Source organism: Kitasatospora sp. NPDC054795, assembly GCF_053611565.1.
Window position 1 is genome coordinate 1 of the sequence record NZ_JBSHAP010000150.1, and the last position, 21,318, is coordinate 21,318.

The 21,318-nt window shown below is 73.1% G+C and carries 19 protein-coding genes; 4 read left to right on the forward strand and 15 right to left on the reverse strand.

Going from position 1 to position 21,318, the window contains the following annotated elements:
• The 4 genes from ACWGJO_RS35665 to glnA form a co-directional block, all read right to left on the reverse strand.
• A partial coding sequence (locus ACWGJO_RS35665; protein WP_452189874.1) for a DEAD/DEAH box helicase occupies positions 1-383 on the reverse strand: 383 nt, incomplete at its 3' end.
• Positions 384-755: 372 nt separating this feature from the next.
• Positions 756-959: a cold-shock protein gene (locus ACWGJO_RS35670; RefSeq protein WP_030918248.1), complete on the reverse strand. Its 204-nt coding sequence runs from the start codon at positions 957-959 to the stop codon at positions 756-758.
• A gap of 745 nt (positions 960-1,704) precedes the next feature.
• Entirely contained in the window at positions 1,705-2,067 is a 363-nt protein-coding gene (locus tag ACWGJO_RS35675; protein WP_452189875.1) for a hypothetical protein, read from the reverse strand.
• 321 nt (positions 2,068-2,388) lie between these two features.
• Positions 2,389-3,801, reverse strand: coding sequence for a type I glutamate--ammonia ligase (glnA, locus tag ACWGJO_RS35680; RefSeq protein ID WP_452189876.1), 1,413 nt, complete (start codon positions 3,799-3,801; stop codon positions 2,389-2,391).
• A gap of 275 nt (positions 3,802-4,076) precedes the next feature.
• Here glnA and ACWGJO_RS35685 point away from each other — a divergent pair, with 275 nt between their 5' ends.
• Positions 4,077-4,544, forward strand: coding sequence for an RDD family protein (locus tag ACWGJO_RS35685; RefSeq protein ID WP_359896991.1), 468 nt, complete (start codon positions 4,077-4,079; stop codon positions 4,542-4,544).
• A 164-nt stretch (positions 4,545-4,708) separates the two neighbouring features.
• Here ACWGJO_RS35685 and ACWGJO_RS35690 read toward each other — a convergent pair whose 3' ends face one another.
• The 7 genes from ACWGJO_RS35690 to ACWGJO_RS35720 form a co-directional block, all read right to left on the reverse strand.
• The gene (locus ACWGJO_RS35690; RefSeq protein WP_380352414.1) at positions 4,709-5,407 is read right to left on the reverse strand and encodes a DUF4191 domain-containing protein; all 699 of its coding nucleotides are present in this window, start codon (positions 5,405-5,407) and stop codon (positions 4,709-4,711) included.
• A 192-nt stretch (positions 5,408-5,599) separates the two neighbouring features.
• Positions 5,600-5,794, reverse strand: a complete 195-nt coding sequence (locus ACWGJO_RS35695; RefSeq protein ID WP_359896994.1) for a hypothetical protein — start codon at positions 5,792-5,794, stop codon at positions 5,600-5,602.
• A 211-nt stretch (positions 5,795-6,005) separates the two neighbouring features.
• Positions 6,006-6,959: a lipoyl synthase gene (gene lipA, locus ACWGJO_RS35700; RefSeq protein ID WP_359896996.1), complete on the reverse strand. Its 954-nt coding sequence runs from the start codon at positions 6,957-6,959 to the stop codon at positions 6,006-6,008.
• A gap of 177 nt (positions 6,960-7,136) precedes the next feature.
• Positions 7,137-7,907, reverse strand: coding sequence for a lipoyl(octanoyl) transferase LipB (lipB, locus tag ACWGJO_RS35705; RefSeq protein ID WP_452189885.1), 771 nt, complete (start codon positions 7,905-7,907; stop codon positions 7,137-7,139).
• A gap of 222 nt (positions 7,908-8,129) precedes the next feature.
• A complete protein-coding gene (locus ACWGJO_RS35710) occupies positions 8,130-10,040 on the reverse strand; it encodes a helix-turn-helix domain-containing protein (protein ID WP_452189877.1) in 1,911 nt (636 codons plus the stop codon).
• Positions 10,041-10,107: 67 nt separating this feature from the next.
• The gene (locus ACWGJO_RS35715; RefSeq protein ID WP_452189878.1) at positions 10,108-11,508 is read right to left on the reverse strand and encodes an MFS transporter; all 1,401 of its coding nucleotides are present in this window, start codon (positions 11,506-11,508) and stop codon (positions 10,108-10,110) included.
• A gap of 153 nt (positions 11,509-11,661) precedes the next feature.
• A complete protein-coding gene (locus tag ACWGJO_RS35720) occupies positions 11,662-12,423 on the reverse strand; it encodes a 3-hydroxybutyrate dehydrogenase (RefSeq protein ID WP_387729479.1) in 762 nt (253 codons plus the stop codon).
• 368 nt (positions 12,424-12,791) lie between these two features.
• Between ACWGJO_RS35720 and ACWGJO_RS35725 the strand changes: the two genes are divergently transcribed.
• On the forward strand, positions 12,792-14,660 hold the full coding sequence (locus ACWGJO_RS35725) for a regulator (RefSeq protein WP_452189879.1): 1,869 nt from the start codon (positions 12,792-12,794) through the stop codon (positions 14,658-14,660).
• Positions 14,661-14,946: 286 nt separating this feature from the next.
• On the opposite strand, the gene ACWGJO_RS35730 is transcribed toward ACWGJO_RS35725, so the two are convergent.
• Both ACWGJO_RS35730 and ACWGJO_RS35735 read right to left on the reverse strand, forming a co-directional pair.
• Positions 14,947-16,278 (reverse strand): NAD(P)/FAD-dependent oxidoreductase, encoded by a 1,332-nt coding sequence (locus ACWGJO_RS35730; RefSeq protein ID WP_452189880.1) that lies wholly within the window; start codon positions 16,276-16,278, stop codon positions 14,947-14,949.
• Positions 16,279-16,794: 516 nt separating this feature from the next.
• Complete coding sequence (locus ACWGJO_RS35735) at positions 16,795-17,700, reverse strand: TIGR01777 family oxidoreductase (RefSeq protein WP_359897007.1); 906 nt, start codon at positions 17,698-17,700, stop codon at positions 16,795-16,797.
• An 83-nt stretch (positions 17,701-17,783) separates the two neighbouring features.
• Between ACWGJO_RS35735 and ACWGJO_RS35740 the strand changes: the two genes are divergently transcribed.
• Both ACWGJO_RS35740 and ACWGJO_RS35745 read left to right on the forward strand, forming a co-directional pair.
• Positions 17,784-18,281, forward strand: a complete 498-nt coding sequence (locus tag ACWGJO_RS35740) for an N-acetyltransferase family protein (RefSeq protein WP_452189881.1) — start codon at positions 17,784-17,786, stop codon at positions 18,279-18,281.
• Between the two features lie 224 nt (positions 18,282-18,505).
• Positions 18,506-19,645, forward strand: coding sequence for a DUF2510 domain-containing protein (locus ACWGJO_RS35745; RefSeq protein WP_452189882.1), 1,140 nt, complete (start codon positions 18,506-18,508; stop codon positions 19,643-19,645).
• 6 nt (positions 19,646-19,651) lie between these two features.
• On the opposite strand, the gene ACWGJO_RS35750 is transcribed toward ACWGJO_RS35745, so the two are convergent.
• Both ACWGJO_RS35750 and sucB read right to left on the reverse strand, forming a co-directional pair.
• Complete coding sequence (locus ACWGJO_RS35750) at positions 19,652-20,167, reverse strand: DUF4240 domain-containing protein (RefSeq protein ID WP_452189883.1); 516 nt, start codon at positions 20,165-20,167, stop codon at positions 19,652-19,654.
• A 158-nt stretch (positions 20,168-20,325) separates the two neighbouring features.
• A partial coding sequence (sucB, locus tag ACWGJO_RS35755) for a 2-oxoglutarate dehydrogenase, E2 component, dihydrolipoamide succinyltransferase (protein ID WP_452189884.1) occupies positions 20,326-21,318 on the reverse strand: 993 nt, incomplete at its 5' end.

A 21,318-nucleotide genomic window follows, 5' to 3' on the forward strand; every position in this document is an offset into this window, starting at 1 on the left:
AACGCGATGGTCTTGCCGGAGCCGGTGCGGCCTCGTCCGAGGACGTCACGGCCGGCCAGCGAGTTCGGCAGTGTCGCGGCCTGGATCGGGAACGGGGAGGTGACGCCCTGGCGGGTCAGAGTGGCGAGCAGCGCTTTCGGCATGTCCAGTGCGTCGAAGGACTCGACGGCCGGCAGCGGCGGGGTGGTGCTCACCGGCATCGCGAACTCGCCCTGTGCGGAGGAGCCCTGACGGGCACTGCGGCCGGCGGAGCTCCGGCCGCCGGCAGGCCGGTCGCCGTAGAAGGAGTTGCCGCCGGAGCGGGACCTGTAGGCGCCGGAGCGGGAGCCTGCGGCGGAACGGGAGTCGGAGCTCTGGTAGGAGGAGCGACTGGAGCGGTTCATGCGGGAAACCTTCCTCGGGGCGGCACGTCACGAGGAAGGCTCCGCAGCGCGGGGGCGCCGGGCGGAGCTCGCAAGGAACGGGCCAGAAGTGTGACGGGCGGGGCGTGGACGGTAGAACCGTGCGGCACGTCACCTACGGTCGGCGCTCACCGAGAAGGGGCGGGAGCACGAACCTCGAACCGTGAAGTCTCACGGCAGGGCGCCGATCCGGACGCGGCGCTGGGCGTCTCGCGTGGGGATGGCCGCCGGTGGCGGAGCCAGGGGGCCTGAACGGCCGGGGAGATGCGTCGTGACGCAAGGCCGAGGGGCCCGCACCGAGCGTGTACGCGGTGCGGGCCCCTCGCTGCCAGGTGGGGTGCCTTGGCAGAAAAACTACAGCGGACGAATGTTCTCGGCCTGCGGGCCCTTCTGGCCCTGCGTGACGTCGAACTCGACCTTCTGGCCCTCGAGCAGCTCACGGAAGCCGTTGGCGTTGATGTTCGAGTAGTGGGCGAACACGTCAGGCCCGCCACCCTCCTGCTCGATGAAGCCGAAGCCCTTTTCCGCGTTGAACCACTTCACAGTGCCATTAGCCATAAAGAAATCTCCTTCAAGGGGCTGTCCGAAGCCCGCACCGTGCGGGCTTCGAGTGCCGCGATGATGACCCACCCGGGGAAGAGCCGGGAAACAAAAATACGCCTGCGATACACCAGCAGGCGCACACAAAGTTCATGGGAACCACTACTGCAACTAAGGGCGACTCTAGCAGGCCGCGGCATTCCGCGGTGGATTATTTCACCCCGGCTTCGCGGGCGCCTCCCCTCGGATCCACCGCCTCAGGAGCTATCGATGGTGTCAACACGCTTCACTGTCAGGCATGTTGAAGGCACATCCGCAGGCCGTGTCCGCCTCGGCAGTTCATTGGCAGATGCGATGCGGACGGGACCGGGGCAGCTGTCGAACAGGCTCCCCCGGTCGCCGGCCAGCCCACGTGTCAACCGCATCCGGCGCCGGCGCGGACGGCGAACGACACCCTTCGAATTCCGACCCGCCCGAATTTTGCGTCCCGCCGAACGGGCCCGTCAGCAGCAATCCGCCGGGCCCTGCCCGCCAGCTCCTTCAGAGCCCGGGTCCAGGCGCCGCTGAAGCGGTTCGCCGTGGGCGACCGAGTCACCCACGACCGCTACGGCCTCGGCCGGGCCATCGGCGTCGAAGGCGACAGCGACATCGCCGGCGAGGAACGCCGCGACCTCGCCCACGCCCCGCCCGGACACGCGCACCGTCTTCGCCCCGCAGATCCCGCTGCCCGAGCCCGAGGCGGCCACTCGGGCCGCCGCGGTCATCAGGAGTCGGAGTAGCTGAGGTCCCCGACCGTCCAACTGCTGACGTCATCAATAGCGATGCGGTACATGCCGCCGGTGTGAGGCAGCCCGAAGTCTCCCTGAAGGATCTTCGCCCGGTGGAAATGCAGATGGGTGGGCCGCGCTGTCGGGCCCTCGGGGGGCGACGCGAAGAGAGCGGCGAACGGCTTCAGGTGCTCCGAAGCCTGGAGCACCTCCGCCACCCGCTCCCACCACAGCGTCACCGGCGCAAGCCTGCCGGTGATCACCGCCCCGGGGACTACCACGGTCAGGGACATCTGGTTGCTGTGCTCGGACTCGACCATCGCGGCGATGTCGACGAGCAGCCCGTCAGGGTTCGACATGGACCCAAGAATATGACACGGCCACCGGCCCCCTCGCGGGGGTGCAAACCGAGGAGCGGGCAGGATTGCACCAGTCGCCGTGGCCCCCGCGGTCCGCGACCCTCCTACTGGGACTCGCCGCCTTCACCCTCGTCACACCGGCCGCGGCTGGGAGGCGCGTCCGCTGACCAGAGGGCGCCCGCCACCCGGGCCGGTCTGCACATCGCGAGCCCAAGAGCGTGTGATGCGAGGCGACTGGGCAGCGTTTCCGCAGGTCAGCGAGGTGCTGACCTGCGGAAACGAGGAGAGGTCGAACTGCGTTTCCGCAGGTCAGAGGCACTTCTACAGGTCGTAGTAGAGCTCGAACTCGTGCGGGTGGGGGCGCAGGGCGATCGGGGCGATCTCGTTGGTGCGCTTGTAGTCGATCCAGGTCTCGATGAGGTCCGGGGTGAAGACGTTGCCGGCGAGGAGGTACTCGTGGTCGGCTTCCAGGGCCTCCAGGACGGCGGGGAGGGAGGAGGGCACCTGGGGGACGTTGGCGTGCTCCTCGGGGGCCAGCTCGTAGAGGTCCTTGTCGACCGGCTCCAGCGGCTCGATCTTGTTGCGGATGCCGTCGAGGCCGGCCATCAGCATGGCGGCGAAGGCCAGGTAGGGGTTGGAGGCCGGGTCCGGCGCGCGGAACTCGATGCGCTTGGCCTTGGCGTTGGAGCCGGTGATCGGGATGCGGATCGCGGCCGAGCGGTTGCGCTGCGAGTAGACGAGGTTGACCGGCGCCTCGAAGCCCGGTACCAGGCGGTGGTAGGAGTTCACCGAGGGGTTGGTGAAGGCCAGCAGCGAGGGGGCGTGCCGCAGCAGCCCGCCGATGTAGTAGCGGGCGGTGTCGGAGAGCCCGGCGTAGCCCTGCTCGTCGTAGAAGAGCGGGATGCCCTCGCTCCACAGCGACTGGTGGACGTGCATGCCCGAGCCGTTGTCGCCGAAGATCGGCTTCGGCATGAAGGTGGCGGTCTTGCCGTTCCGCCAGGCGACGTTCTTGATGATGTACTTGAACAGCATCAGGTCGTCGGCGGCGTGCAGCAGGGTGTTGAACTTGTAGTTGATCTCGGCCTGGCCGGCCGTGCCGACCTCGTGGTGCTGGCGCTCGACCTCCAGTCCGGCCTTGGCGAGCTCCAGCGACATCTCGGCGCGCAGGTCGGCGAAGTGGTCGACGGGCGGGACGGGGAAGTACCCGCCCTTGTACTTGACCTTGTAGCCGCGTACGTCGCCCTCGGCGGCGCCGCTGTTCCAGGCGCCGGCCTCCGAGTCGATGTGGTAGAAGGACGCGTTGGCGCTGGTGTCGAAGCGGACCGAGTCGAAGACGTAGAACTCGGCCTCGGGCCCGAAGAACGCGGTGTCGGCGATGCCGGAGGAGGCGAGGTAGGCCTCGGCCTTCCTGGCGACGTTGCGCGGGTCGCGGCTGTACGCCTCGCCGGTGACCGGGTCCTGGATGAAGAAGTTGATGTTGAGGTGCTTCTCGGCCCGGAAGGGGTCGAGGCGGGCCGTGGCGAGGTCCGGCACCAGGGCCATGTCGGACTCGTGGATGGCCTGGAAGCCGCGGATCGACGAGCCGTCGAACATCAGGATCTCGGACGGGTCGAAGGTCGCCGCAGGTACGGAGAAGTGCTGCAGGACGCCCGGCAGGTCACAGAAGCGGACGTCGACGAACTTCACGTCGTTGTCCTGGATGAACTGCTTCACTTCGGCGGCGTTGTTGAACATCCATCCTCCTCGGCGTGCGAATTGGGCTCACCATAGGAATGGGTCGTTTCCACTTGGTGACCCGCTCGTTTCCTAGATGTTAACCACGGCTGCCGGGCGGCTGGCAAAGATGTACGGGACGGTACAAATCACCCTGCCCGGCTGGGCGCCGTCCCGCAAGTGGTCTGGACCACTTGGAAAGGCGCCGGAACGACGATTCACCCGGTCGGGGGTGATGTCCCGACCGGAGGGGAGCCGGTGGCGGCGCACGCCGTCAGCCCGGTTAGTGTGGATTCGTGGACACCAGAGAAGCGTTGGGATCGTGGATCGACGGCCCCCGGGCGGCCGCCGAGAAGATGGGCGCCGACTTCGGCCACCGCGGCGAGCGCCTCGGGCTGCCCAAGGAGGGCCCCGGCTCGATCGCCGGCCCCGGGCGCCGGATCGGCGCCCTGTTCGTGGACGGCTGGCTGGTCGCCCTGATCTCGTACGGGCTGATCGCCCGCGGCGACCAGGCCGAGGCCAACCTGTGGACCAGCCCGCTGTTCTTCCTGGTCGCGTCTCTGCTGCTGGCCACCACCGGCACGACGGTCGGCAAGCGGCTGTTCGGCCTCCGGGTGGTCCGGCTGGACGGCCGCCGCGCGACCATCCCGCAGGTCCTGCTGCGCACCCTGCTGCTCTGCCTGGTGGTGCCGCCGCTGGTCTGGGACCGCGACACCCGCGGTCTGCACGACAAGGCGGTCGGCACCGTCGAGGTCCGGATCTAGCTCCGGCCGAGATCCGGATCCGGCCGAGATCCGGCCCCCGACCCCCGGCCCCGGCCCCTGGTCGAGGCCGGGATCCAGCCCCGACGCCGTACGAACGTCGGAACGGCCCCGCCGCGGAGCTTCCGCGGCGGGGCCGTTCTCGTGTCGTCAGGGGCGGGGGAGGATCAGCGGGCCTGGCCGCCCTTGGGCATCCGGGCGCCCTTCGGCATCGGACCCTTGGGGATCGGCGCCTTGGAGAGCAGGTCGCCCAGCGCGCGCAGGCGGTCGTTGGTCTCGGTGACCTGGGCGGCGGTGATGGCGCGGGGCAGGCGCATCAGGTGGATCTGGAGCTTCTTCAGCGGGATCTCGCCCTCGCCGTTGCCCACCACGATGTCGTGCACCGGCACGTCGCCGACCACACGGGCCATCTTCTTCTTCTCGGAGGCCAGCAGCTGGCGGACCCGGTTCGGGTTGCCCTCCCCGATCAGCGCGATGCCGGCCCGGCCCACGGCGCGGTAGACCGCGTCCTGGTTACGGGTGACCGCCACCGGGGTGCTGTTGGAGCTCCAGCCGCGCCGGATGTTGTTCAGCACCGCGGCGACTGCCCCCGGCTGCCCCTCCATCTGACCGAACGCGGCGCGCTCGGCCCGGCGCCCGAAGACGATCGCCATGGCCAGCACGGCCACGATGAAGCCCAGGATGCCCAGGTAGACGGGATGCTCGATCGCGAAGCCGATGGCGAGGAACACGCCGAAGGTCAGCAGGCCGACGCCGGCGATGATCAGGCCGATCTTGGTGTCGACCTTCTTGGTCATGGTGTACGCCAGGCGGATCTGCTTCAGTCGCCCGGGGTTCTCGGATGTTTCCCTCGCCATAACGCTCATGGTACGTGGCACGGGTAGGGGATATCCAAGCCCGGGTACCCGTTCGCCCCAACCGTGACCCGTGTGCCCGCACGCCGTCGCACAGAGCGACGCCGGGGGGCCCTGCGACGTCGAAGCGTTATCGCCGATGGCGACGCCGGTGCGTTGCCGCCGGAGCACTACCGCCGATGCCGATGCGTCATCGCCGGAGCACTACCGCCGGACCGGCCGCGGCTGTGCCGTCCGGGCCGCCGCGTCGTCGTGCCGGCGGTCCGCCGCGTACCGGCGGTTCTCGCACACCGCCGCCCACGCGTTGCGGCGCGCGTGCCGCTGGCCGGGAGCGAGCAGGACGCTCTCGGCGAACCGCAGCGCCACCCCCACCGACCGGATCCGCATCTGAACCCGCATGCCGAACAGCTCCTCTCGTGGCTGAGAAGAATCGAACGCTCACCAGGCGTCCAGAGTCCCCACCCCGTGTTACCAGTCCGTGACCAGCCAGTCAAAGCGTGGTGAAAACGGGAAGGGCGGAGCCGAAGCTCCGCCCTTCCCGTGGCTCGAACCGATCGGTGGACCGGGAGGCCGCCGTCGGACCGCCGTTACACGCGTGATCGGACCGCGATCAGACCGCGGCCTGCGCGCGCCGCTCCAGCGCCTGCCGGTACAGCCGGCCGGCCCGGTACGACGAACGCACCAGCGGGCCCGACATGACGCCGGCGAAGCCCAGCTCCTCGGCCTCCTCCTGGAGCTCGACGAACTCCTGCGGCTTCACCCAGCGCTCGACCGGGTGGTGGCGCAGCGAGGGGCGCAGGTACTGGGTGATGGTGATCAGCTCGCAGCCGGCGCCGACCAGGTCGGCCAGCGCCTGGCTGACCTCCTCGCGGGTCTCGCCCATGCCCAGGATCAGGTTGGACTTGGTCACCAGTCCGGCCGCACGCGCCTGGGTGATGACGTCCAGCGAGCGCTCGTAGCGGAACGCCGGGCGGATCCGCTTGAAGATCCGCGGCACCGTCTCGACGTTGTGCGCGAGCACCTCGGGGCGGGAGGAGAAGACCTCGGCCAGCTGCTCGGGCACCGCGTTGAAGTCGGGGATGAGCAGCTCGACGCCGGTGCGGCCGGCCTCGCGGGCGGCGGTCATCGCGTGCACCTGGCGCACGGTCTCGGCGTACAGCCAGGCGCCACCGTCCTCAAGGTCGTCACGGGCGACGCCGGTGATGGTGGCGTAGTTGAGGTCCATCGTGACGATGGACTCGGCGACCCGGCGCGGCTCGTCGCGGTCGAACTCGGCGGGCTTGCCGGTGTCGATCTGGCAGAAGTCGCAGCGGCGGGTGCACTGGTCACCGCCGATGAGGAAGGTCGCCTCGCGGTCCTCCCAGCACTCGAAGATGTTGGGGCAGCCGGCCTCCTGGCAGACCGTGTGCAGCCCCTCCTTCTTCACCAGCGACTGGAGGGCGTTGTACTCCGGGCCCATCTTCGCGCGGGTCTTGATCCACTCGGGCTTCCGCTCGATGGGGGTCTCGCTGTTGCGGACCTCCAGGCGGAGCAGCTTCCTGCCGTCGGGCGCGACAGCGGACACGTGCGACTCCTAGAACTAGACGGGGTACCCCCAGGGTACGCCTGTGGTTGTACGGCCTTCGCCGGGCCTGCCGCCCTGCAATCGCAGGGCAACATGGCTACCGGTCGGTAGATTCCCAGCGGCCGCCGGGACTTTCGGCGGCCGTCGGCGGAAGGTGCGTCGGCGCTGCCCGGCGGGTCAGCGGCCGAGGACCGGTTCCGGCAGCTCGGCGAGGACGTCCGCCAGGTGCCGTTCGACCACCGGCGCGGCCTCGGCGGCGGACAGTCCGCGCCGCAGCTCGCCGGTGAGCGAGGCGACGCCCGCGTCCCGGATGCCGCACGGCACGATCTTGTCGAACCAGGTCATGTCCGGGTCGCAGTTGAGCGCGAAACCGTGCATGGTCACCCCGCGGGCGACCCGCACGCCGATCGCGGCGAGCTTGCGGTCGTCACCGCGCTGGCCGGCGTTGGAGGGCGCGTACTCGGGGCCGGCCAGGCGCGGGTCGATGCCCAGCGGCAGGCCCATCCGCAGGGTCAGTTTGCCGATGTCCACCACCTGCGCCGGATCCACCACGGCGTCCGGGATGGACTCGCCCAGCACCCAGACCCCGCTGCGGCCCTCGACCCGGGTGGACCCGATGCCGAACTCGCCGGCGGTGCGGATCAGCGCCTCCTCCAGCCGGCGGACGTAGGCGATGACGTCGATCGGGTCGGGCAGCTTGACGATCGGGTAGCCGACCAGCTGGCCGGGGCCGTGCCAGGTGATCTCGCCGCCCCGGTTGACCTCGACCACCGGGGTGCCGTCCAGCGGCAGGTCGGCGGGGTTGGTGCGCTTGCCCATGGTGTACACCGACTGGTGCTCCAGGAGCAGCACGGTGTCGGGGATCTCGTCCGCGACCCGCAGCGCGTGCAGCCGCTGCTGCTCCTCCCAGGCCTCCTGGTAGGGCACGGTGCGCTCACCTATGCCCATGCGAACAAAACGCACGTTCTCGCTCACCGTTGCCGCTCCTTGCCGGGCGTTCGAGACCAACCTCGCCACTGTACGCCCAGCCCGGCCGAACCCCCTCGGCCGCCCATGAGCAGCGGTCCTGCCGAGGCCGGCCGTCCTGTCGGGGTCCGTCGCCCCGCCCCGGGCAGCGGTTCGGCCCGGGGGCGGCAGCCCTCCCCGGGCGAGCCGTCGGCCTGTTCGGGCTCAGCCGCCCGCGAGCAGCTGCAGCCGCAGCGCGAGCTGGAGCTCCAGCGACCGCTCCGGCTGGTTCCAGTCCCGCCCGAGCAGCGCCTCGACCCGGTCCAGCCGCTGGACCACGGTGTTCACGTGGACGTGCAGCTCGTCCTTGGCCCGGGTCAGGCTGCCGCCGCAGTCGAAGTAGGCGCGCAGGGTGCGGACCAGCTCGGTGCCGCGCCGGGCGTCGTAGGCCAGGAGCGGGCCGAGCGTCGCGCCGACGAAGCCGTCCACGTCGTGGCCGTCGCCGAGCAGCACGCCGAGGAAGCCGAGCGCCCGGGCCGAGGCGCCCTCCCCGGCGCGGCCGAGCACCCGCAGCGCCCGGAGGCAGCGCAGGCCCTCGCCGTAGGACGCGGCCAGCGCGGACGGCCCGGCGGACGGCCGGCCGACGCCGACGGTGACCGGGAACCCGGCCAGCCGGGCCAGGCGTTCGGCGGCCTGCCGGGCGGTCTCCTCGGGGTCGTCGGTGCTGCCGCTCTCGACGGGCGCCAGCAGCACCACCGTCTCGGCGTGCTCGGCACTGACGCCCCGGGATCCGAACAGGTAGCGCCGGGCCGCACCGGCCAGCCGTGCCCGGTCATCGGCCTTCCCGTCGGCGGGCTCCGCGACCAGCACCAGGTGCGGCCGGGCGAGGTCGACGCCGAGCCGGCGGCCGCGCGCGGTGAGCCCGCCCGGGTCCCGCTCGGGGGCGGTCAGCAGGTCGGTGAGCAGTTCGCCGCGGACCCGGTTCTCGGTCTCGGCGACCGAGCGGCGCAGCAGCAGGAGCAGCGCGGTGACCACGCTGGCCCGCTCGAACAGCCGCCGGTCGGCGTCGTCGAGGTCGGGCCGGCCGCGCAGCACCATGGTGCCGAGCGCGTCGTGTCCGGCCAGCACCGCGCAGACCCACTGCTCGCCGTGCCGTACGGACCGGCCCTCGGCGCGGGAGGCGGCGACCGCCTCGGCCAGTTCGGCGGCGGGTGCGGAGCGTCCGGCCAGCGGTTCGCCCTCGGCGTCCAGGACCGCTATCTCCCCGCCCAGCAGGGCTGCCACGGCGGCGGCGACGTCCGGCACCTCGGCGCCGCGCAGCACCAGGTCGGTGAGCCGGTCGTGCGCCTGCTCGGCGCGCTGCACGGCGGAGGAGTGGGCCCGGACCAGCTCGTTGGCGGCGTTCAGCTCGGCGAGTGCGGCCCGGGTGTCGGCCAGCGCTTTGGCGGTGTCCAGGGCGATCGCGGCGTGCGCGGCCAGCGAGCAGAGCAGCGCGACCTCGTCGGGGGAGAAGGCGCGCGGCGTGCGGTCGGCGGCGAACAGGACACCGATGACCTGACCGCCGAGCAGCAGCGGCACCCCGATGATCGCCACCAGGCCCTCGTCCAGCACACCGGCGTCGATCGTGCCGGTGTGGTGGAAGCGTTCGTCGGTGCGGTAGTCGGGGGTGGCGTACGGGCGGGCGGTCTGGGCGACCAGCCCGCCCAGGCCGTCCCCGAGGCTCAGCCGCAGGGTCTGGAACAGGACGGAGACCGAGCCGTCGGTGACCCGCATGTAGGTGTCGCCGGCACCCTCGTCCGGCAGGGTCAGGTACGCCGTGTCGGTGCCGAGCAGCATCCGGGCCCGGCGGACGATCGCCTGGAGCACGGTGTCCAGGTCCCGGGAGGCGGCGAGGTCCCCGGCGGTGTCGAACAGGGCCGTCAACTCGGCTTCGCGCCGCCGGTGTTGACGCAGGGTGCGGTGGACGCGCAGGGCCTGCCAGGTGGCGTCGTCGATCTCGGCGAGGACGGCGGCCGGCGCCCCGCGGCGGCGGGCGTCGGCCAGCACGTCGGCGAAGTCCTCGGTGGCGGCTCCGGAGGCGAGCAGGTCGAGCAGCCGCCGCAGCGCGGGCGCGGCGCTTTCGTGAGGGTGGTTCATGGTGCTTGCTGCCAATCGGCGTCGGTTCCGTCGGTTCCGAGAAACCGTGATCGTATCGGCTCGCTCCTCAGGCGACGGCGGGCTTTTCGGCCGAGGCGGTGTCCGGCTCCCGACCGTCCCGACCGTCCCGGTTGTCCCGTCCCTCGACGTCCATGAGGTCCTGGCCCCTGGTCTCCCGGCCGCACAGCACCGCCAGCACGGTGATCGCCGCCGCGATGGCGACGTACACCGCGATGGGCGTGGAGCTGCCGTAGTCCTTGAGCAGCGCGGTGGCGATCAGCGGCGCGGGGGCGCCGGCCGCCACCGAGGAGAACTGGGCGCCGATCGAGGCGCCCGAGTACCGCATCCGGGTCGCGAACAGCTCGGAGAAGAAGGCCGCCTGGGGCGCGTACATGGCGCTGTGGAAGACCAGGCCGACGGTCACGGCGGTGACCAGCGAGCCGAAGGACTTCGTGTCGACCATCCCGAAGAACACGAAGGCCCAGGCGCCCACCCCGACCGCGCCCACCAGGTACACCGGTCTGCGTCCGACCCGGTCGGACAGCGCGCCGAACAGCGGGATCAGCGCGAACTGGATAGCGGAGGCGATCAGGACGGCGTTCAGCGCGGTCTGCTTGGAGAAGTGGGCGTGGGTGACGGCGTAGGTGAGCACGAACGTGGTCATCACGTAGTAGGAGATGTTCTCCGCCATCCGCGCGCCCATGGCCACCAGCACCTCCCGCCAGTGGTCGCGCAACACCTCCACCAGCGGCAGCCGTTCGGCCGTGCTCCGCTCCTCCTGGCGCTTGTGCTGCGCCGCCAGCGCCTGCTTGAACAGCGGCGACTCGTCCACCGCGAGCCGGATCCACATGCCGACCACGACCAGCACCGCCGACAGCAGGAACGGCACCCGCCAGCCCCACGCCAGGAACTCCGCGTCCGACTGCACCGCCGTCATCAGCGACAGCACCCCGGCCGCCAGCAGGTTCCCGGCCGGCGCCCCGCCCTGCGGCCAGGACGCCCAGAACCCCCGCCGCCGCTGGTCCCCGTGCTCCGACACCAGCAGCACGGCGCCACCCCACTCGCCGCCGAGCGCGAAGCCCTGCACCAGCCGCAGCGCCGTCAGCAGCACCGGCGCCGCGGCCCCGATCGAGTCGTACGTCGGCAGCAGCCCGATCGCCGTGGTCGACCCGCCCATCAGCAGCAGGCTCACCACCAGCAGCCTCTTCCGTCCCACCCGGTCCCCGAAGTGACCGAACACCAGCGCCCCGAGCGGCCGTGCCGCGAACCCGATCGCGTAGGTCAGGAAGGACAGCAGCGTCCCGGTCAGCGGATCGCTGTGCGGGAAGAACAGCTTCCCGAACACCAGCGCCGCCGCCGTTCCGTACAAGAAGTAGTCGTACCACTCGATGGTCGTGCCGATCAGGCTCGCAGCCACCACTCTCGGGAGTGAACTGCTCGCCGCCGTACCTCGTGCGGAGGTGCTCATGGCCACCACTTCCAGAACCAGGGGGGAGACGATGTCGCCACAAGGTAGGAAGCGCCCGACCCCGGGACTATGTGGACGGCCCACACAGTCCCGGGGTCGAATGTGCCGTGCTGCCCTATGAGAGGGGAGGCCTGACCGCTGGGCGTTCCCCGCTCAGTGGGCGGTCCAGCCGCCGTCGACGGGGAGGCTGGCACCGGTGATGTAGGAGGCGGTGGGGGAGCAGAGCCAGAGGGCGAGTTGGGCGACCTCGTCGGGTTCGATGAGGCGCTTCACGGCGGTGCGGTCGAGCATGATCCGCTCGACCACCTCCTCCTCGGGGATGCCGTGGGCGAGCGCCTGGGCGGCGATCTGCTTCTCCACCAGGGGAGTCCGGACGTAGCCCGGGTTGATGCAGTTGCTGGTGACGCCGTACGGCGCGCCCTCCAGGGCGACGGTCTTGCTGAGGCCCTCCAGCGCGTGCTTCGCGGTGACGTACGCGGACTTGAAGGCGCTGGCGCGCAGGCCGTGGACGGAGGAGACGTTGACGACCCGGCCCCACTCCTGCTCGTACATGTGGGGCAGGGTGCGGCGCAGGATGCGGAACGGGGCCTCGACCATGACGCGCTGGATGAGCGTGAAGCGGTCGGGCGGGAACTCGTGCACGGGCGCGACGTGTTGGAGGCCGGCGTTGTTGACGACGATGTCGGCGTCGTCCGGCAGGGCGTCCACGGCCCCGGGGTCGGCGAGGTCGGCGACGATCGCGCGGCCGCCGATCCGCTCGGCGAGTTCCTCGGCCGGGCCGGCCGCGAGGTCGACGACGTAGACCCGGGCGCCGGCCCCGGCGAAGGCCTCGGCGCAGGCCCGGCCGATGCCCGAGGCGGCCCCGGTGACCATGGCCGTGCGGCCGGCGAGCGGGCGGGCAGTAGAGGTGTCCATGGCCGAGAACGGTAGGAATCCGGAGGCCCCGCTCCCATGTGGCGGAACGCCACAGCAGTCCGCTGGGCTGTGGTGCCGTCCGCCATGACACCGGAGCGGGGTCCGAACGGCGGATCGACCCTCGGAGAGGCCCTCGGGAAAGCCCCCGGAACGGCCGGTGGTTCGACCCCGGACGACCAAACCCGAGATGGCCCCGCTTCCCCGAAATGGGCGCGGTTGCTTCACCCGTTCGGTGGATTGCTCGGTCAGATCCACCCATAGCGCCCGAATGCTCGCTACATTCACGCCGATTCCCGACAGGGGGCGCCGCCCCGGGCCGCCGAAGTGCTGGTGAAGCCCGGTGCGACGTCCGAGAGGTGTTGACAGACATGCCCCAACGGCCTGCAACCGACAGCCCGGCGTACGGACCGCTCGACCCGCTCGGCCAGCACCGAGGGACGGTCGGCCGGACCCTTCCGGACGCCCCCGACGCCCTGACCGCCGACACGCTGACCGCCGACGCCCCGGACGCCGACGACCGGCGGCTGCCGGTGCAGGCCACACCCGACCGGCACGAGAACCCCGCCGCGCCCGTGCCCGGCCCTCCCCGCGGCCCCGGCCACTCCGGCCCGGCCCCGCAGAACGGCCAGCTCGCGGCGCTGATCGAGGAGGCCGGCTTCTCGCACGCGGGCCTCGCCCGCCGGGTCGACCAGCTCGGCCTGGAGCACGGCCTGGACCTGCGCTACGACAAGACCTCGGTCACCCGCTGGCTGCGCGGCCAGCAGCCGCGCGGGGCCACCCCGGCGCTGATCGCCGAGGTCTTCACCCGCCGCCTCGGCCGCCGCCTCACCGCCCAGGACCTCGGCCTGGACGCCTGCGCCCCGGTCTACGCCGGCCTGGAGTTCGCCGAGACGCCGCAGGAGGCGGTGGACATCGTGGCGAGCATGTGGCGCAAGGACAACGGCCCGCAGTCCGAGCTGCGCCGGATCGCCTTCACCCCGGCCGGCCTGGTCGTCCCCAGCCGGGACTGGCTGATCGGCCGCACCGACGAGCGGGTCGCCCGGGACGGCTCCACCCTGACCCGCTCGGACGCCACCGCCGGCCCGCCGTCCGGCAGCGCCACCTCCGCGGCCATCACCGGCGCCCCGGCGCCGGGCGCGCCCGGCGTGTCCCCCGGGAGCCCGGCGCGCGGCCCCGCCCCCGGCGTCCCCGGGGCCCCCACCGCCCGCAGCACGGCCGGGACCACCGGCACCGCCCCCACCATCGGCCGGGTGCCGATCCAGAGCCGCCGGCCGCCGGTCGCCGTCGAACCGCCGTACACCGACCCGGCCCGCGAGTCCCGCCCCACCCTGCGGGTCGGCCGCGGCGACATCGCCGCCATCCGCGCCGTCGGCGACCTCTTCCGCGCGCTCGACCACGCCTACGGCGGCGGCCACGCCCGCCAGGCGCTGGTCCGCTACCTGGAGAGCGAGGCCGAGCCGATGCTGCGCGGCCGCTACGGGGAACAGATCGGCCGGGCCCTGTTCGGCGCGGTCGCCGACCTCACCAGGCTGGCCGGCTGGACGTCCTTCGACATCGCCGCGCACGGCCTCGCCCAGCGCTACTTCGTCCAGGCGCTGCGCCTCTCCCAGGCCGCCGGGGACCGCGCGCTCGGCGGCTACGTGCTGGTGACGATGAGCCAACAGGCCGTCCACCTGGGCCACGGCCGGGAGGCGGTCCAGCTCGCCCGGGTCGCCCAGCAGGGCGTGGGCACCGCCGTGCCGCCGGTCGTCCAGTCGCTGATGCACGCCGCCGAGGCGCGCGGGCACGGGCTGCTGGGCGACGTCCGGTCCTGCACCACCGCCCTGGTGCGCGCCGAGCGCTCCCTGGCGGCGGCCCGGACGGGCGACGAACTGCCCTCCTGGGCGCGGTACTTCGACGAGGCCCAGCTCTCCGACGAGTTCGCCCACTGCTACCGCGACCTCCAGCAGTGGCGGACGGCCGCGCAGCACGCCGAGAAGTCGCTGCGGCTGCGTTCGCCCGCCTACGCCCGCAGCCGGATCTTCTGCCGTCTGGTGCTGGCCACCGCCCGGCTCGGCATGGGGGACCTCGACGAGGCCTGCACCATGGCCACCGACGCGCTGCGGGCGGCGGGGGAGATGCGCTCGGCCCGCTCGCTGGAGTACGTCAGGGACTTCCACCGCCGCCTCACCCCCTACCGCGGCAGCCCGGTGGCCCGCGCCTTCGAGGAGACGGCCCGGCAGGCGGGGGTGATCTGACCGAAGGGCGGAGGGGGTCCGCCCCCACGCACCCGGCGTACGGAGGCCCGGGCCCTCAGGCTCCGGCCCGGACCTCCGGCCGTTCCGCGGCGGCCGTCACCGGCGCGGAACGGCCCGCGGACGGCCGGGAACGACCGGGAACGGCGGCAGGAACACGGGCACCGGCCACGCGGTGCCCGTCGTTCCGGCAGGGTGCCGCGGCGCCCCGCCGAGGCCGGGGAGCCCGCCGATGCCGCTCGCCGTGTCCGCGCCTGCGCCCGGGCCGGGCGTGGGCCGGGCCCGGCCGTCAGGCCGCCGCCTCCGCCTCCCGGGCGTCGGCGGGGACACCGAGGTCGCCCAGCACCGCCTGTGCCGCCCGCCGGCCGGAGACCAGCGCGCCCTGCACGGTGCTGGTGTCCCGGTGGTCCCCGGCGACGTACAGCCCGGCCAGCAGCCGCACCGGGCGGCGGGGGTTGTGCGGCGGCGGCATCGCGGGCAGCGCGTCCGGGACGTGCCGCACGCCGAGGAACTGCCAGCCCGACGTCGAGCCGCCGTACAGCTCGGCCAGCCGGGCCCGGACGGCCGGCTCCAGACCGGCCGGGCCGCCCACGTCGAAGGCGCGCCGCCCGAGCACGGTGGTGGCGATCAGCGACTGGCCGGCCGGGGCGTAGGACGGGTGCAGCTCGCTGAGCACCAGTGAGTGCGAGACCAGCGGCGGGTGCCCGTTCGGCCGGTCGCCGTCGAGCAGCAGGACGGCCTCGCCCAGCGGGGCGGTGTCGGCGGCGTGGTAGAAGGTCGTGACGGGGTGGAAGTCCGGTAGCCGCAGCCCGGGCAGCAGTTCGGCGGCGGAGCGGGCGTCGGTGGCGACGATGACGGCCTGGGCGCCGATCCGCCCGTGCGCGGCGGTCTCCACGCCGTCCGCGGCGATCGAGGTGACCCGCACCCGGGTGCGGACGGTGCCGGCGGGGAGGGCGGCGGCCAGTTGGGCCGGCACCGCCGCGATCCCGGCGGCGGGCAGACAGAGCCGCCCGCGCGCGTACGAGCGCAGCACCAGGTCGGCGACCCGGCTGCTGGTCCCGAGCGCCGGGTCGGAGAGCAGGGCGCTGAGCAGCGGCCGCAGGAAGCCGTCCACGGTGCGCTGGGCCAGGCCGTGGCCGGTCAGTGCGCGGGCGGCGGTGGTCTCCGGACGGGCCTGGAGCCGGCCGACCGGGGTGGCGGCGAGCCGGCCGAGCCGGCCCGCCAGCCGGGCCTTGTCCAGCGGGCTGCCGAGCGGGGCCCGGGCGGCGGCCTGCCGGGCGACGGTGAGCTGGGGGTCCCCGGCGCGGTACCGGCGGCCGGCGCTGTGCACCAGCACGCCGGGCGCGAGCGGGCGCAGGTCGAGGCGGTCGAGGTCGAGCGTGCGGCGCAGCTCGGGGAAGGCGGTGTTCAACAGGTGACTGCCGTCGTCGAGCCGGAATCCGTCCTGCTCGCGGGTGGCCATCCGGCCACCGATCCGGTCGGTGGTCTCCAGGACCTGAACGGTGAGGCCGTGGCCGGTGAGCGCGCGGGCGGCGGCCAGGCCCGCGAGTCCGGCGCCGACCACGACGACGTCCGGGTCGGACGGCCGGCGGGCGCGGCGGGTGAAGTCGTACGTGGGCACTGGGGTGCTCCCTCCCTGGTCCCGGGGCTCCGGCCGACGCAGGCAGCGGGGTGCCGGGACACGGTCCGTGGAGGGTGATGCCCAGTCAGTGTGAGCATCAGACAAGCGCATTGGGCCGGATCCGAAGGCCGGGGAGGGTCCTGCGGCACCGGGCGGGGGAGTGGTCACGGACAGTGCGCCGTAGTGGCCGGGTTCGGGGGTCGGTGGGCGCGTACGGTCACCGGGGGCGTGCGACGCGCCCACCGTGTGCTCCCGTGCGCCCCCTCCTCGGGCCCCCTCGGGCCCCGCTCGGCATATGCCGCTGGCCAGGGCGGATGCCGTCGTCGGAGTACGTACGGGCTTCGCGCGACCCGCGTGCCCGCCTACCCTCCCGGCGCGCGCAGCCACCCCGCGCGCCCGCCGCCCAGCACCCGCCCCAGGAGCCGCACCAACCCGCGCACCCGCCTCGCCGGCCGCGCCCGTCCCGTCGCGCGGCACCCGCTCCGCGCGTGCCCCTGACGCCGCCCCGCGCACCCGTCACATGGCGGCGAGCACCGCCGAGTACACGTCCGGGTGGGTGAAGCGGAAGCCCGCGTCCAGCAGCCGTCGCGGCACCACCCGGTGGCTGCCGACCACCTCGATCGCCAGCTCGCCCAGCACCGCCTTGAGCACCGCCTCCGGCACCGGGAACGGCGTGGGCCGCCGCAGCGCCCGGCCCAGCGCGGTGGTCAGCTCGGCGTTGGTCGCCGGGTTCGGCGCGGTGAGGTTGAAGGCGCCGGAGAGGTCGTCGTGGTCGATCAGGAACCGCAGTGCGGCCACCTCGTCGTGCAGCGAGATGAAGCTCCAGTACTGCCGCCCGTCGCCGAGCCGCCCGCCGAGACCCAGCTTGAACAGCGGGAACAGCCTCCCGCCCGCCCCGCCGGCCGCTGACAGCACCATGCCGGTGCGCGGGTGGACGACCCGGATCCCGGCCCGCTCGGCCGGCCGGGCGGCGTCCTCCCACTCCCGGCAGACCTCGGCCAGGAAGTCGTCGCCGGCGGGGGAGTCCTCGTCGATCACCCGGTCGCCGGTCTGCCCGTACCAGCCGACCGCGGAGGCGCTCACGAGGACCTGCGGCGGCTCCTTGAGCCCGGCCAGGGCGACGGCCAGCGTCTCGGTGCCGTACACCCGGCTCTCCCGGATCTCCCGCTTGTAGGAGTCCGTCCAGCGGCGGTCGCCGACCCCGGCGCCGGCCAGGTGCACCACGGCCTGGACCCCGGTCAGTCCGTCCCGTTCGACCTCGCCGAGCAGCGGGTTCCAGCCGATCGCGGTGCTGCCGTCCGGCCGCGGGCCGGTCTTCGAGCGGTGCCGGACCAGCCGGACCACCTCGTGGCCGTCCGCCAGCAGGGAGCGGACGAGCGCCGAACCGATCAAACCCGTGGAACCCGTGACAGCGATGCGCATGCGCCCATCCTCGCAGTTCCCGCGCGCTCCCGCGGTGTTCCCGACCGGCCGTCACCTCCGCATGCGCCGTTAGCATGACGCGCATGCCTGACGACGATCTGATCATCCGTACGGCGCGGAGCGAGGACGAGCGCGAACTCGCCGTCCTCAACCACGCGGCCTGGTCCGTCCTGTCCGACGTCTCCCCGCAACCGCCCGTCGAGGACCCGCTCTTCGACGAGCGGCACGCCCCCGAGCACTACCTGCTGGCCGTGCTGGACGGCCGGATCGTCGGTTACATCCGGCAGGTCCCGGCCACCCGGCTGGCGAGCAACCGGCACGTGCGGCAGATCCAGGGCCTGGCCGTCGACGGCACCGTCCGCGGCCGGGGCATCGGCCGCCGGCTGGTCGACGCGGCCTGTGCGGCGGCCCGGGCCGAGGGCGCCCGCAAGATGAGCCTGCGGGTGCTCGGCTGGAACGCTCCGGCCCGCCACCTCTACGAGAGCTGCGGCTTCGTCGTCGAGGGCTCGCTGGCCGGGGAGTTCCTGATCGACGGCCGGTACGTGGACGACATCTGGATGGCCCGCGGCCTGGCCGACTGAGCGGCGGGGCAGCCGCGCCCGTGATGCCCGCACCTTCCCTCCCCGCCCCGCCCGCACCTGCGCCGCCCTCTCGCCCCGCACCCGTGCCGCCCTCTCGCCCCGCCCCGCGCGCCGGCCGTTCGAACAGGCTTGCCGCCAAGGGAGGTTGGCCGTTCGCCGGGCGGTGCAGAGTCGTGACAGTCCCGACCTGTCTGGAGCGCCGCCGTGCCGGGTACCGTACGCCCGTGAGCAACTCGACGCCTCCCGGGTGGTACCCGGTCCCGGGTGCGGACGGCACCCCCGGTCACGAGCGCTGGTGGGACGGCAACGCCTGGACGGCCGAGGTCCGACCGCTCCAGGGCGGCGTCGCGGGCGGGCTCGCCGACGCCCCCACCCAGACCGGGTCGCCGTCCGACCGGAAGCCCGGCTACGGCTACCCGGGCGGCCCGGCGGCCCCGACCTACGGCTACCCGGGCCAGGACGCCCACCAGGCACCCGCCTACGGCTACCCCGGCCAGGACGCGTACCAGGCCCAGGCCCAGGCCCAGGGCGGTTACCAGGCCCAGGGCGGCTACCCGGGCCCGGCCCAGGGCGGTTACCCGCCCCAGGGCCCCGGCTACGGCCCCGGTTACGGCTACCCGGGCCCGGGCTACCCGCCGCCGCCCGGGCCGGCCCGACCGAAGACCGGTCTGATCATCGGCATCGCGGTCGCCGTGCTGGCGGTGGCCGGGATCGTCGCCGGAGTCGTCCTCAACAACGGCGGCGACCACCGGGCGGACCCGACCCCGGACCCCACGGTCACCGCGCCCCGGAGCAGCAGCCCCAAGCCGAGCCCCAGCCCCACCGCGCCCACCAGCAGCCCCGCGGCGCCCAAGCCCCTGCCGGCGGTCAAGAGCACCGTCCCCGACCCGGAGCACGCGATCACCGTGCCGGTCCTCGACGGCTGGGTGGTGTCCGACAACCCGCCGCACTCGACGGTCTACCTCGGCACCGACCGCTACACCTGCCCGGACGGCAGCTCCTGCATCCGCGGCCAGTTCTCGGTCGAGAAGGACATCGTCCAGGGCGCCACGCCCAAGGCCGCCGCCGACGCCCAGATGCCCTCCTACGCCGGGCAGATCTTCTCCGGCGTCAGCTCGCACACCGACGCCGGCTCCGGGTACATCAGCGTCGCCGGAGTGCTCGGCTACGCCACCCGCTGGCACATCCGCACCACGGACGGCACCCAGGGCTACGTCCTGCTGGCCGCCCTCCCGGCCAAGGGGGGCGGCTACGTGGTCATGGAGGGCGGCGTGGACGACAGTCCGGCCGCGCCGGACTTCGCGGTGCTGGACCAGATCCTCAAGGGCATCAAGCAGGACAGCTCCTCCGGCAGCAGCACCTGACCGCCCTCAGTCCCCGTACCGCTCCCAGAGCTTGGGGAAGCGCTTTGCCATGACGTCCGGATCGTCGAAGTCCAGCACCGGCCCGGCCGGCCGCTCGGGCTGCCGCACACCCACCTCGGGCAGCGGCAGCCCGGTCAGCCGCTCGTACGCCTCGTCGGCGGCGTAGCCGAGGTCCTCGGCCTCGCCGTCCTCCTCCTCGTCGAACTCGGGCAGCAGGTCCGCCAGGTCGTCCGGATCGGCGAGCCCGCCCTCGAAGACCTCCCGGCCCTGGCCGATCAGCCAGGACCGGAAGTAGTCGAAGGTGTCGTCGGAGGCGCCGTCGAGCATCAGGTAGGCCGCGCCCCACAGGTCGTGGCGGTAGGCGCGCTGGAACCGCGCCTGGAACAGCCGGGCGAAGTCGATCACATCGTCCGGGGTCAGCTGGAGGAGCCGTTCCACCAGGAGGTCTGCCTGCTCGTCGGGGTCGCCGTCGGCGTCGTCCCGGGTCTCGTCGATGATCTGCCAGAAGTCCGTCTCGTCCATCACCGCTCCAGCATCCCGGTTCGGCCGCGTCCGCGCATGCCGCGACTCGGTACGACTGCGGGACTCGGCGTGTCCGGGGGCCGGGAACGGCGGAACCCCGCGCCGTCCGGGGACGACGCGGGGTTCCGTACGCGGGGTTCCGCGGGGACCTGGTGGGGTCAGAGGCCGAGCTCGACCTCGAACTCGCCGGCCTCCAGGATCTCCTTGACCGCGACCAGGTAGCGGGCGGCGTCGGCGCCGTCCACCAGGCGGTGGTCGTAGGAGAGCGACAGGTAGGTCATGTCGCGGATGCCGATGGCGGTGCCGCCGTCGGCCTCGATGACCACCGGGCGCTTGACGGTGGCACCGATGCCCAGGATGGCGACCTGGTTCGGCGGCACGATCACGGTGTCGAACAGCGCACCGCGGGAGCCGGTGTTGCTGATGGTGAAGGTGGCGCCGGACAGCTCGTCCGGGGTGATCTTGCTGTCGCGGACCTTGGTGGCCAGCTCGGCGGTCTTCTTCGAGATGCCGGCGATGTTGAGGTCGCCCGCACCCTTGATGACCGGGGTCATCAGACCCTTCTCGGAGTCCACCGCGATACCGATGTTCTCGGTGTCGAAGTAGGTGACCGTGCCCTCGGCGTCGTTGATCCGGGCGTTGACGACCGCGTGGACCTTCAGCGCCTGGGCGGCGGCCTTGACGAAGAACGGCATCGGGGAGAGCTTGACGCCCTCGCGGGCCAGGAAGCCCTCCTTGGCCTTGGCGCGCAGCGACATGATCTTGGTGACGTCCACCTCGACCACGCTGGTCAGCTGGGCCTGCTCGTGCAGCGCCTTCAGCATGTTGTCGCCGATGACCTTGCGCATGCGGGTCATCTTGACCGTCTGGCCGCGCAGGGCGGACGGCGAGGCGGCGGCCTTCGGCGCGGCGGCCGGGGCGGCAGCGGCGACCGGGGCCGGAGCGGCCTTGGCGGCCTCCGCGGCGGCGATGACGTCCTGCTTGCGGATGCGGCCGCCGACGCCGGTGCCGGCGACGGAGGCCAGCGCGACGCCGTGCTCGGCGGCGAGCTTGCGCACCAGCGGGGTGACGTAGGCGTCACCGCTGTCGGCCACCGGAGCGGCCGGGGCGGCGACCGGAGCCGGAGCGGCGACCGGGGCCGGAGCGGCGAC

Excerpts from the sequence above, each read along its gene's own strand:
- ACWGJO_RS35670 (WP_030918248.1), bottom strand. The coding sequence starts at position 959 with ATGGCTAATGGCACTGTGAAGTGGTTCAACGCGGAAAAGGGCTTCGGC.
- ACWGJO_RS35675 (WP_452189875.1), bottom strand. The coding sequence starts at position 2,067 with ATGTCGAACCCTGACGGGCTGCTCGTCGACATCGCCGCGATGGTCGAG.
- glnA (WP_452189876.1), bottom strand. The coding sequence starts at position 3,801 with ATGTTCAACAACGCCGCCGAAGTGAAGCAGTTCATCCAGGACAACGAC.
- ACWGJO_RS35690 (WP_380352414.1), bottom strand. The coding sequence starts at position 5,407 with ATGAGCGTTATGGCGAGGGAAACATCCGAGAACCCCGGGCGACTGAAG.
- ACWGJO_RS35695 (WP_359896994.1), bottom strand. The coding sequence starts at position 5,794 with ATGCGGGTTCAGATGCGGATCCGGTCGGTGGGGGTGGCGCTGCGGTTC.
- lipB (WP_452189885.1), bottom strand. The coding sequence starts at position 7,907 with ATGGGCATAGGTGAGCGCACCGTGCCCTACCAGGAGGCCTGGGAGGAG.
- ACWGJO_RS35710 (WP_452189877.1), bottom strand. The coding sequence starts at position 10,040 with ATGAACCACCCTCACGAAAGCGCCGCGCCCGCGCTGCGGCGGCTGCTC.
- ACWGJO_RS35715 (WP_452189878.1), bottom strand. The coding sequence starts at position 11,508 with ATGAGCACCTCCGCACGAGGTACGGCGGCGAGCAGTTCACTCCCGAGA.
- ACWGJO_RS35720 (WP_387729479.1), bottom strand. The coding sequence starts at position 12,423 with ATGGACACCTCTACTGCCCGCCCGCTCGCCGGCCGCACGGCCATGGTC.
- ACWGJO_RS35725 (WP_452189879.1), top strand. The coding sequence starts at position 12,792 with ATGCCCCAACGGCCTGCAACCGACAGCCCGGCGTACGGACCGCTCGAC.
- ACWGJO_RS35735 (WP_359897007.1), bottom strand. The coding sequence starts at position 17,700 with ATGCGCATCGCTGTCACGGGTTCCACGGGTTTGATCGGTTCGGCGCTC.
- ACWGJO_RS35740 (WP_452189881.1), top strand. The coding sequence starts at position 17,784 with ATGCCTGACGACGATCTGATCATCCGTACGGCGCGGAGCGAGGACGAG.
- ACWGJO_RS35750 (WP_452189883.1), bottom strand. The coding sequence starts at position 20,167 with ATGGACGAGACGGACTTCTGGCAGATCATCGACGAGACCCGGGACGAC.